The organism is Bacteroides sp. L10-4 (genome assembly GCF_013373675.1).
In the GTDB taxonomy this organism is placed as follows: Bacteria; Bacteroidota; Bacteroidia; order Bacteroidales; family Bacteroidaceae; genus Bacteroides; species Bacteroides muris.
This window is the reverse complement of record NZ_JABXJH010000040.1, coordinates 36,919-49,857: the sequence shown is the minus strand read 5'-3', so window position 1 is coordinate 49,857 and position 12,939 is coordinate 36,919. Positions and strand designations below refer to the sequence as shown.

Below are 12,939 nucleotides of genomic sequence, written 5' to 3'. Positions count from 1 at the left end.
TGACAAAACGCACTTGAAAGACCTCTTCGACAAAACTAAATTTCAATATGACAAAGACCGTTTCGGACCAAATGGGCCAAATTTATTTAATGTTTAACTAGTCCCTATTTTTTATGGGACACTAATGATAATACTTTCATCTTAGCATCAGATTAAAGTGTAGCTTCATTCTTTTCCAGAGCAAATACTCTGAATTTCGGTTGCCGTCAACACCTTGTCATATAAGCGGAACTGATCAAGCTGACCGGGAAAGTTCTTTGCCCAGGTTTGTGCTCCTGCACCCGAAGTAAGACTCGGAGTAGTGCTGAACTGAAATGCACCAACAGCCAAAGAAGCGCCTACATTATTAAACTTCAATTTCCCACAATCAGGCAATTCTTTGGTAAAGACCCCCTCACCATTACGATAAACAGTAATGGTAGAAGTATTGCCATCATACACAAAAGCCAGATGCACCCATTCGCTACCAAAAATATCATCTATTTTTGTCTCAACCCATCTTTCATCATTCTCTTTTGCTGTCTGATTGAAGATATGAACCTTGAAAAATGCCTGAGTCTCGCTATTATTATTCTCCAAGAAGATGTCGAAGTTGCCCCAGAATTTAATAGAGTTAGGGATAGAGAACAAACCTTGCGCAGAAGTATTCTTAGTGGTTCTCATCCAAAAAGCTACAGTCAAATCACCGATAGTGGGTATGTTATTTTCCAAAATAGAAGGAGTTTTGGCCAAAATGTAAGCATTTTCAGCACCTTGATAGGCCATACCAGCGATTCCGTCTTCCACAAACTTGGCATTCCCGTTATCTGCTACCAAAAATCCCCATTCACCTTTATCCCGAATGTCCTCTTCATCAAAAGGAAGATACATCTTCAAAGGGGTAGTAGGTACTTTACCTGTACTCTCAGGGTAGTCGAAAGCAGGATGATCCATATCCTGAAAACAAGACTGCATACACAATGCAAACAGGCAAGAAGCCACAGATACTATATATTTTTTCATAAGCAGTTAGTACATTTATAGATTAATAATTGGGATTTTGAACCAATACACCATTCGACTTGTCGATTTCGTCTTGCGGAATGGGCAACAAAGCATGTCTGTCTTGATAACCGGTCTTGCCTGCCGCATGAAGTACCTCTTTAGCAATACCCCAACGAACCAAGTCGTAGAAGCGGTCAAATTCCATACCCAACTCAACACGTCTTTCATGACGAATGGCCTCACGCAGTTCATTCTGATTGTTGGTCGTCACTTCCGGTAGGATTCCGATATTATTGCCACGAGCACGAGCGCGCACCATCTCCAAATAGTTACGGGCAAAAGATAAATCACCCAATTCACAAGCAGCTTCGGAAGCCATTAATACCACATCAGCATAACGTATCAGACGAATATTTACCCAATATCCTCCCTTTGTAAATTTCAAACGCATCGCCGGGTCCGTATATGCCTTTTTGTTAAAGTATTTAGCTATAACATCAGCATTCGAAATAGGTTTCTCACCATAAGGCTTGTTAGCAGGTATGGACTCCGGATCGTCCTTGCCGTTGCGTATAAAATAAAGCAGGGTTTCGTCTTTTCTCGGATCTCCCTCTTCAAAAGCATCTGCCAATTCTTGAGTAGCGGTGTGTTGCCCCCAACCGAGATTCCACTCGCCTGCACCACGTACACCCTGAACGGAAGCAAACTGGCTTCCTATGTCATTAGAACCTGGTTGTGATTCTGTTGCCGTACATTGCAATTCAAAAACAGATTCACTACAGTTTTCACCTTTTTCCCGGAATATGTCTTCATAAGGTGTTTTCAGATTATACAAACCGGAGTTAATCACTTCTTCAGCAGCAGCCTTCATATTCCCCCAGTCGTTACGCATCATGTATGTGCGTGCATGAAGAGAACGGGCAGCTCCCCAAGTGAGACGACCTACATAAAGTTGCTCCCACGTTCTGGGCAGACTGTTTTCGGCTTCCGTAAGATCAGAATCTATTAATTCATATATCTTTGCCACAGAAGACTTTGGAACATTTGCCTCAGCTGCATCATAAACTTTAAAGTCAATCAAAGGCACTTCACCAAAAGCGCGTACAAGGTTGAAATAACAGAAAGCACGTACAAACAAAGCTTCCCCCTTATTGACGAGGTCACCTTCCGTCAATGACGGGTTCCGGCTCATTTCATCAAGCAAATCGTTTACCTTATGTATCAATGAATAGTTTTCATTCCAGTAGCTCTTAATCATCCCATTACTTGCCAAATATTCAAAGTCATCGAACATCTTGCCGGTGGCTGCTCCATCGGACAATGTACTTCCTTTCTCTGCGTCCTCAGAACGCATACCGTGGATTGCCAATGCAGTATTGCCGCTTGTCAAATGAAAACCGCGCAACTTGGCATACATATTAAAAACCTGTGTTTCATAAGTACCACCAGTCAAATCATCCTCTGTCTGTTGTCCAAGCGGTTTTCTATCAAACATATCCTCACACGAAGTTAGTGCAAAGCTTACCGCTAAAAATGCTATATAATAAAATATCTTCTTCATAGTCTGTCTTTATATAATTTTAGAAAGTCAAATTAAAACCAATCGTATAAACTGTAGGCATAGGATAGCCTCCACCATCAATACCAAACGAAATAGCACTTCCGCCCACTTCCGGAGTATATCCTCCATTACGGCTCCAAGTCTTGGGATTCTGCACATTAGTGTAAAGACGCAGTGACTGTACCTTGATACGATTCAACAGTCGTTTGTCAAAGTTATACCCCAATTCGACATTACGGATTCTGAAGAAACTGCCATCTTCGATGAAATACGTGGAAGCCTCCTGATTTATTTTGTGTGAAGGGTCGAGCAAGGGCTCCCAATTGGAAGTGCCCTCTCCATGCCAACGATTCAATTGCTCTGTGCGATAATTCAGTTGTGCATAGCTACTGCTTCCCCAATTACGGTAAATCTCGTTTCCATAAACACCCATCATGTCAACAGTCAAGTCCAGATTCTTCCAACCCAAATTAACATTAAAACCGTAAGTAAAATCAGGAGTAGGGTTACCTATCATTGTACGGTCATTATCAGTAATTTTGCCATTACCGTCAACATCAGCGAATTTCAAGTCACCCGGTGTTACCAAGCCAACCGAGTTAATCGGAGAGAAACGAATGTCGTCTTCGTTCTGATATACACCCTCAACCTTGTAACCATAGAAATAGCCAATCGGATAACCTTCGGAAACACGTGAGGGGCCACTGATAATATTATAGTCTTTGTTTACCAATGAAAGCACCTTGTTATCAATAGTGCTCAGATTAGCACCTAATCCATATCTCCAATCTTCCCCAATCTTGTCGTTCCAAGAAGCGCTGAGTTCAAAACCTCGGTTGCGAATCTCACCCACATTCTGTAATCCGGGAACAGTACCTGCAATCCCCGGAATGGAAGTCAACATATCTTTTGTTGTTTTGTTATAATAAACCGGAGAAAGCTGCAAACGATTATTGAACATGTGCATGTCAAAACCTACTTCCCATGAATAATTACGTTCCCATCCCAAAGTAGGCGAAATCAGTTTGTTAGGGCCTTTACCCGCAATGATATTGTCACCGAATACAGCTGATCCCGAACTAACAATGGTAGCGTATGCCGGATAACTGGAACCGGTATTCTGACTGCCCAACACACCCCAAGAGCCTTTCAACTTCAAGAAGTTAATTACATTCTGATTCTGCATAAACTTCTCTTCGGTCATTACCCAACCGGCACCGAAAGAGTAAAAGTTGTCCCAAGTATTACCTGTCTTATAGAAAACAGATGAGCCGTCCCTACGGAAAGAAGCATTAAATAAATAACGATTCTTGTAGTTATACAATGCTCTGAACAAATAAGACATGGTAAATCTGTCACTTTGAGAACCGCCATTAGTTGCCGTAGATACATCGTCGATGGTAGAGAGCCACCATCTGTCCGGGTCGTCGCCCACCAAAATGCCGTAGCCCGCAAGCTGACTGCGTCCACCACTCAAACTGGAAGACTCATTGTAATTGGTTGTAAGACCGGCAGTCAATGTCAATCCATGATTGCCAAACTGTCCGAGATAAGTCAACACATAGTCAGACTGTGCAGCAAGAGAAGTAGACTTGCTTTGGTTCACACTTTCTCTTTCAGTCAACCGTTCTTTCCCCCCCTCCACATCGGGATTATAAACATAAATCAGCGGAGAATATGAACGTCCCTGACTGGAAGCATAGTCCATAGAGAAAGTTGCTTTGAACGTAAGGTTCTTCAGAATATCTATCTCTCCGAACACATTACCTGCCACACGATAGTTTTCAGACTTGTTGTGAGCACCGCGCAGCTCTGTTTCAATGAGAGGATTCCACACTTGTGCACGCTGGAAGTCGGGCAGCGTATGTATCAGTCCCGATTCAAGGTCATGAGTAGGAGCAATAGGAGCAGCCTTCAAAGCACCATCCACACCCTTTGCATCAGGATACCTGGCACGAACTCCATTAAGCTGAAAACCAAAACGCAGGAAATCGGTTACGCTATATTCACTGTTCAAGTTTACGGTAAACTTATTGAGCTTTTCCGTTTTAATGGAACCTTCTTCCATGACGTAACCCAAACCCAAATAAAACTTGCTCTTATCCGTTGCACCCGTAATACTCACATTGTTATTGGTCAGAAAACCTGTCTGGAATATCTCATCCTGCCAATCAGTATTACCAGTCCATTGAGTATAATCATAAGGGTCGCTTCCTTGAGACATCAACTGCTCGTTGTACAGCATCTTAAACTCTTCGGCATTCGTCACACCTACACGGTCATAAATAACCTTCCAACCCACTGAAGAGTTGATGTTAACCATCGTCTTCCCTATTTTTGCTCTTTTAGTAGTAATGATGATTACACCATTGGCACCACGCACACCGAAAATAGCCAAAGAAGAAGGATCTTTCAAAATTTCCATAGATTCAATATCCACAGTGTTCAGATAATTGATATTGTCCGTAAACAGTCCATCTACCACATAAAGGGGTTTGAAACCGTTAATGGAGTTCGTACCGCGAACACGGATTTCAGGGTCTTGTCCTGCACGGCCCGTATTCACCACCTGTACACCGGCAACCTTACCCTGTATGGATGCCAGTGGATTGGTAGAAGGCTTAGATGCAATCTCATCCGCTTTCACAGTAACGATAGAGCCGGTCAAGTCGCGTTTCTTAGCACTACCATAGCCAACTACAACCACCTCATCAATGAGCTGGCTGTCTTCTTCCATCTTCACATTAATAGTTGAACGCCCATTTACGGCAATCTCCTGCTCACGCATACCTATATAACTAAAAATCAAGGTAGCATTAGATGCCACATCAATAATCTGATATTTACCATTCATATCAGTAATACTACCTTTACTCTCCTGCCCTTTTACACGAACAGAAGCACCGATAACAGTTTCGCCTGTCTTGTCCGTAACGACACCCGAAATCGTAATTTTGTTCTGTGCCATCGAAGTAATGGCAAACAATAACATCACACATGTAATTAGTAGATTTTTCTTCATTTTGTATTGATTTAAAATTCTTTTGCAAACATACCGGAGAAGTTTATGTACGTCAAAAAAAATAAACTACCATAAGAATACCACAGTTCACCGGAGGGGTACATCATTGCTACTACTGCATCACATAAACAACAGATTATAAAGAAGATAGAAGTACAATAAATATTTAGGTAGTATTCATATAATAGAGCAAGAAGATAGAAAAGAAAAGGAGTTCTTATCCTATTCTAAATAACTTTATCCCATTCAAGAACGTCATACCTTTCACTGTTTCAAATCCGACCACAAGATTTCCATAACCGATTGCAATTATACGATAGATTATATATCAAGCAAATACTGCAAAACGTTTGCAGTGAAGATGTAGACAATATGCAGCAACAATGCCATCTCAACGCAGTGGATCGAATGCTGCATATTGCCGCCTCGGGAATCAGTTAGAGTAACTTGAACGCTGCTTTCTTTATGTCCCGGCTACTTCTGCCAATCATCACCTCAAAGCCACCCGGCTCGCATACAAAATCAAGATTGTAGTTGTAGAACTTCAGCAATTCGGGGGTAATCTTGAAAGATACTTTTTTAGATTCTCCGGCTTTCAGGAAAATCTTCTCAAAGCCTTTCAACTCTTTCACCGGACGGGTTACACTTCCCACAAGGTCACGAATATAAAGTTGAACCACTTCTGCACCGTCTCTCTTGCCGGTATTGGTCACAGTCACGGTAGCAGTCAGTTCACCCTTATCCGTCATGCTAGTCTTGTCCAAAGCCACGTCGCTATAAGAGAATGTGGTATAGCTCAAGCCGAAACCGAAGGGATAAAGCGGTTCATTGTCTATGTCTATATAGTTGCTGCGGAATTTCTGGAACCATGCACCGTCGGCAAGAGGGCGGCCCGTATTCTTGTGGTTATAGAACAAAGGAATCTGTCCCACGCTCTTCGGGAAAGTCGTAGTCAGCTTCCCACTCGGATTCACATCACCAAACAGTACATCACCGATGGCAAAACCTGCCTCACTGCCCGCAAACCATACATTCAGAATGGCCGGCACGTTTGCCTGCTCCCAGTTCAGTACCAGCGGACGACCGGTAAACAGCACCAGTACCACAGGTTTTCCCGTTTTCAATAATTCCTGTAACAGTATGCGTTGGGTGTCCGTCATTTCAAGATTCGTGCGGCAACTGCTCTCTCCACTCATTTCCGAAGACTCACCGAGCGCAGCCACAATAACATCCGATTTGGCAGCCACGGCAAGAGCCTCGTCCAGCAACTCCTTGTCCGAACGATTGTCACGGTGTAAAGAACGTCCGAACATAGTGGCACGTTTCTCATATTCGGCATCACTCATCAAATTACAGCCTTTCGCAGTCAGTATTTCGGCTTTACCACCTGCTACCGCCTTCAAACCTTCAGCCAAAGAAGTTGCATTCTTCAATACGGCAGCCACACTCCAAGTACCCGGCATATTACTGCGGCTGTCTGCCAACGGACCTACCACAGCAATAGTGCCTTTTTTGGTCAGCGGAAGCACATTACCCTCGTTCTTCAGCAACACCAAACTCTCCGAAGCAATCTTACGCGCAACGGCACGATGCTCTTTGGTAAAGATTTGCTTCTTAGCACGCTTCACATCACAGTATTTATAAGGATTATCGAACAAGCCCAACTTGTACTTAGCTTCCAAAACACGGCGACAAGCCGCATTAATTGCTTCTTCTGTCACTTTTCCTTCTGTCAATGACTTTTTGAGCGTACCTACAAATGCATCGCTCACCATATCCATATCGACACCAGCATTCAGCGCCAACGCGGCAACAGTCCGCATATCGCCCATGCCATGGTCGGTCATTTCTGTAATTCCGGTATAATCTGTCACTACAAAACCGTCAAACCCCCACTGCTTACGCAGTACATCCGTCATCAACCACTTGTTTCCGGTAGCGGGAATGCCATCGACCTCATTGAAAGAGGCCATCGCACTGCCCACACCGGCATCAACCGCCGCTTGATAGGGCAACATGTATTCATTGAACATGCGCTGATGACTCATATCTACTGTATTATAATCACGTCCCGCCTCACCGGCACCATACAAGGCAAAATGCTTTACACAAGCCATGATTTCATCCTCGCGGCTCATGTCCTTTCCCTGATAACCACGTACCATGGCCTGCGCAATGGCTGCTCCCAGAAACGGGTCTTCACCGTTGCCCTCGGACACACGCCCCCAACGGGCATCACGGCAAATATCCACCATCGGACTGAATGTCCAGCAAATACCGTCGGCACTGGACTCAATGGCCGCAATACGCGCCGATTCTTCAACCGCCTTCATATCCCATGTACACGACAATCCCAAAGGAATGGGAAACACCGTTTCATATCCATGAATAACATCCATACCGAATAAGAGAGGAATACCCAAACGACTTTCTTCAACCGCCTGCTTCTGTACATCACGGATACGTTCCACACCTTTCAGATTGAAAAGCCCGCCCACTTCACCGGCACGAATACGTTTGGCCACATTACTACTTTTAGCCTGACCGGTCGTAATCTTACCGGTAACCGGCAGATTCAACTGACCTATTTTCTCTTCCAGGGTCATCTTCTTCATTAAATCGTCGATGAAACGATTCATATCGACCGGAGATTTCTGCGCATACGCACTAACGGCAGTAAACACCAACAAGACTAAGAATGATTGTAACTTGAAAAATAAATGCTTCATGTCTTTCATGCTTTTAATTTATAGAAATATTATCTTGCTGCAAATAAAAGGAAAGCATGCGACAATCTCCACATCCCGCACTACAATAAAAGTACATCCATCACTAAAAAACAAAAGAGGAAGTACAATACTAGTACTTCACCCATTAATATTTCGCTGTAAAACAGTTATTTAAAATTTATAAGAAAATCTGTCAGACTTTCTTCCGGAAGCAGATTGAATTTCTTGCGCAACCGGTATCTTGCAGCATCAACCCCACGCGTGGAAATGTTGAGCAACTTCGCTATCTCCTTTGTCGGCATATTCAAGCGGAGCAATGCGCAAAAGCGCAAATCTCCTGAAGTCAAATCAGTATATTGAAGTTTCAGATTACGGAAGAAATTCTCGTGTATACGGTCAAAATTAGCTTGAAACATTATCCAGTTCTCTTCATCAGACACTATATTATTGTTGACCAAAGCAAGAAGCTTATCCAAGTTCTTACGGCCATACTGCCCTGACAACTTTTGCCGCTGTATCTCTTCTTTCAAGGAATTCAGAAATTCCTGATGAGCGATATTTGTCATTACCACACTGGACAACTCCTTGCTTTTAAAACGCAAATCGGCCTCAAGCTGCTCCTTTTCCAACTCGATAATCTTCTTCTCCTGCCGTTCAAGCTCTGCCTGATGGACTACACGCTGCTGCTCAATCACACGGTCCTTCTTTTTCTTCACAAAACGATAAACAATATATTGCAGCAAGGCCAGCAGGCACAACCCTATCAGAATATAGCCTCCCACAGCCCAATAAGACAAATACCACGGAGACAAAATCTCAAAAGGCAACTCTACTGATGCCAAAACCCTGTCGGTATCATATATCTCCGCCCGAAAAACATAACTTCCATAAGGAAGACGGGCATACTTTTGCTGCAAATCGCGTCCACCGGATACCCATTGATCGGAATAGCCTTCCAACCGGTACCTCACCTTATAAGTATAATCGTTATAAACAGGATAGCACAATGTAAAACTCACCGTATTAAACTCATGTTCGACCTTGACTCCCGGTTGCACGACCAATGTCTTCCGCTTATCACTGAATTCCTCAGTAACCTGCATCTCTGAAATCCATAAAGAACGTTTGACCTGGGATTTATATAACGAGGAACTATCTGTTTCAATACGGGCAATGGCATTATTCAAGCAAAGATAGGAATGATTATTTCTCTTGTCATAAACCACGCTTCCCCGCTCTTCCACTGCCAGACCGTCAAACAAAAAATATGGAATCCGGAGTTCTATATTGAAAGTATTTATCGCACACTTCACCAAATACACAGTCCTGTCGCCCACAAACCAATAACAATCTCCGTTCGCATGACTCACAGTCTTTATTCCCTTCAATTCCACCAATTGTTCATTCATTGTTTCATAAGGAACAATCGAATCAGTCATATCTTCGTAAGTATAGAAATATTCCCCATTAGAAAAAACTACCCGGCCATTGATTTTGAACAAAGTGAAACTCCCACCTTTCACTTCTCCCAAACTCTCATACTTCCGTACATCCTTTACCTGCTTCATATCCGAATCAATCCGAAAGCGATACAAACCATTCCTCAAATGTTTCGCCCAAATATTCCCTTGATAGTCCACTTCCATATGGCGAATCATGTGGCTGAACCCGCGTAAGGACCGAGTAAAGCAATACTCTCCCGAAGCATTTTCCGTATATAAATTCAAAAGTGCATACGCTCCTTCCAACAAAAAAGATTGCTCCTTCGATTCAATCTTTTCCATACACATTCCTCCCTTTCCGTCAGATGCCAACTTCGATTTCAGCCCTGATATAAGGAAAGTCCCCTTGTTGTGCCCGCAGAAAATCTGTTTTCCCCATTCATCGACGAACCACGCTTGTTCTTCCAAACCCGGAACCAATTCTGCCTTTCCGTCCTTAAGCCAATAGAGTCCTTGATTAGAAGCAATATAAGCTTCATCTTCCCTTACCAGGACATCATATACCATGCCTATTTTACGAAATGGAGGTTCATAATAATAGATTAGAGAATTGTTGTGTATATAGGCAATACCTTCATCCAAAGCTGTCCATATATTGTTGTCATCATCACAATACAACTTCAAAACAGTATTGTTCTGTAGTTTATTGTCCGTATTGATCTTCCAAATCAGCTTCCCTCCTTTATCCAACGCATATATGCCATCGGATATCGTACCAACAACGTAGCAACTGTCCTTAGTCATCACCGCACGATTAATGGTATGCTTCTTGAACACGCCGTCACATTCAGTCTCCCATTTTTCGACCCTCCCATCCCGATAGAGAAAACCTCCCTGATTACGGGTAAGCATTAAAACCGCATCATCATAAGGAAAGCCGGCCAGGACATCACTATCTCCAAATTCCTTTCTGGGAATAAGTTCTTTCATTTCCCTACCGGAAAAGACATAAAGTCCACCGTCTATTCTTTGAGAATAAGAAGTATTTCCTACCTGAAACAAGTTCAGTGGAAGGTTCTTCATCCGAATACCTTCTACCGAATTTCCATCATAAAAAAAGAGAGAGCCGAATGATTGAAATACAATTTCTCCTTGGACGCAAGCAATATCCCAGATTTCGTCATTATGAAATGTAAAATCTTTCACTTCATTTTTCAGCGAGTGATATTCAAGGGTATCATAAGGAGTACGGATAAAATAACCGAACTCTTCGTAAGAGCCTACATAAATTTTTCCATCTTCACTGATATATATAGCACGCACAATTCCTTTTGTCGGTAATTCATACAGCCGCCAAGCACTTCCATCAAATTCCAACAACCCACTGTTATTGCCGAAATACATCACCCCTCTTTCGTCCTGAGCAATGGCCCAATTCTGAATACCGGCATTATAATCCGACACCGAATAGCTCCTCACTATAGGAGAAAAAGGTATGGGTGAAGCTTGTAGCAAACTACTGAAAACCAAAGACAAGAGAAACGTTATTGCAATTCTCATGAGTACTGTTTATAGGTATTTACCAGCAAAGATAAAGCTTTTTGCGTTTTCGTAAAAACAAAATCGCAGATTATCCCCCTTTATAGAAGAGACAACCTGCGACAACATATAACTCATTTTATAAGATTTCAGCTTTCTTCTGTTTTCCCAAAGGAATGGAAATACCCAAGTAAGCATTGACATTCTTCGTATTCTTGCCAAAGAACATATAATCTGTTCCTGCGAAGAAGGAACCCAGCTTCAATGCCAGACCGAAGGTTTTACCGGCTCCTTGAAGTACGGAATAGCTGGCAGCCACATTGAAAGCATTCGTCGGACGGATGCAGGCAGAGAAAGTCAGCTCATTCAAAGTTTTCGGCTTGGCAAAACGACCGGTATACAAGGCACCCACTACCAGCCAATCATTCAGCAAGGCATATTCAGCGCCAAGAACCATTGTAAAAGTCAATCCACGGGTACGGCTCTTCTCAGAAGCCTCCTCCGTCTTGAGCTTCAACATGTCATAGTTAAGAATCTCGCCGCTGTTCACAATATTCATGAACTCCTGCTGCGAGGCCGAGTCAAGAAAATCATAAGTCTGCTCTGCATCGGCTCGCGCTATACTGGTATTCGATTTAGACCATTTGATAAAACCCAAATCAAGAACTGAAGCAGAAAGTGTCAATTTATCCAGTAACTTGTAAGATACTCCCAAATCAACAGCCCCACCATATCCGGCAAAACCGAAACTGCCAAAATCGATTTCATCGATATAATCGCCATTCCCGTTCTCGGGAAGCTCCAACAGCTTTGACGAGTTCTCCAAAGTTGCATCCACTTGAATGGAAGCTTTACTCGTCGCTCCTGAAGAGCCGACAGAAGGAGTTTCCACATGAATCCGGTTGATGTTCAGCTTTAAGTTACCGATACCCAGCAGCATCTTCACCTTACCGCCTACAGCCAGCCGGTCTGTTATGTTCCTTGCAAAGCCAAGGCCGACTTCCGCATAGGAATTTATCTCAAGCTTCTGTCCATTAATGGTTTCGTTAATACCCAAATAGTCAGAAATATTGTCACCAAGCTCCCGGCTGCTCATGTTATTCATAAACTGGAACATGGTTTTCGGTATGGCAGCACCGATATCATTACGTAACCCCATATTGACTGACCAGAAGTTCTTTCCTTTATACCACCCGGCCGACAGAATGTCGGTACTCAAATTCACATTCAAGTTATTGGTAGCATCCAGTCGGTTCATAAAGTCATTGCTCATGAAATAGTCGCTATCATCACTATTCTCAATAATGTCCATAATATCCCTATACCCCAGAGAACCGGAGTTGACGGTAGCATTCAACGAACCTATCACGGGAATATTCAGATAACCATGTCCCGGCATCAAGGCCGGATTGAGTTGCATACGCTGGTTACTTCCTTCCATAAAGTAGGAAGTACGTAGGAACTGGGCTTGTCCGGAAAGAGAGAAGCAAAGCAACAATACCACAGACAGCCACACTTTCAGAGAATTCAATTGTTTCATAACCTTGTCAATATTTTCATTATCACCTGCAAAAATATAAAACAAGTTAACACCCAACAAACAACTTAACCGGATAGTCGTGTATAAAAAGCTGATACAGGGACTATCCGGTATAAATTAAG

At 42.9% G+C, this 12,939-nt stretch carries 6 protein-coding genes; all 6 read right to left on the bottom strand.

The genetic code is table 11. From position 1 onward, the window contains the following. Nucleotides 1–165: 165 nt before the first annotated feature. Nucleotides 166–1,002, bottom strand: a complete 837-nt coding sequence (locus HU824_RS13255; protein ID WP_176469094.1) for a LamG domain-containing protein — start codon at nucleotides 1,000–1,002, stop codon at nucleotides 166–168. 22 nt (nucleotides 1,003–1,024) lie between these two features. Beyond that, a complete protein-coding gene (locus HU824_RS13250; protein WP_176469093.1) occupies nucleotides 1,025–2,545 on the bottom strand; it encodes a RagB/SusD family nutrient uptake outer membrane protein in 1,521 nt (506 codons plus the stop codon). Between the two features lie 19 nt (nucleotides 2,546–2,564). Then, a complete protein-coding gene (locus HU824_RS13245) occupies nucleotides 2,565–5,567 on the bottom strand; it encodes a TonB-dependent receptor (RefSeq protein WP_176469092.1) in 3,003 nt (1,000 codons plus the stop codon). Between the two features lie 437 nt (nucleotides 5,568–6,004). Beyond that, complete coding sequence (gene bglX, locus HU824_RS13240; protein WP_176469091.1) at nucleotides 6,005–8,296, bottom strand: beta-glucosidase BglX; 2,292 nt, start codon at nucleotides 8,294–8,296, stop codon at nucleotides 6,005–6,007. A 167-nt stretch (nucleotides 8,297–8,463) separates the two neighbouring features. Next, the gene (locus HU824_RS13235; RefSeq protein ID WP_176469090.1) at nucleotides 8,464–11,298 is read right to left on the bottom strand and encodes a triple tyrosine motif-containing protein; all 2,835 of its coding nucleotides are present in this window, start codon (nucleotides 11,296–11,298) and stop codon (nucleotides 8,464–8,466) included. Nucleotides 11,299–11,416: 118 nt separating this feature from the next. Then, nucleotides 11,417–12,817, bottom strand: a complete 1,401-nt coding sequence (locus tag HU824_RS13230; RefSeq protein ID WP_176469089.1) for a DUF5723 family protein — start codon at nucleotides 12,815–12,817, stop codon at nucleotides 11,417–11,419. Nucleotides 12,818–12,939 lie beyond the last annotated feature (122 nt).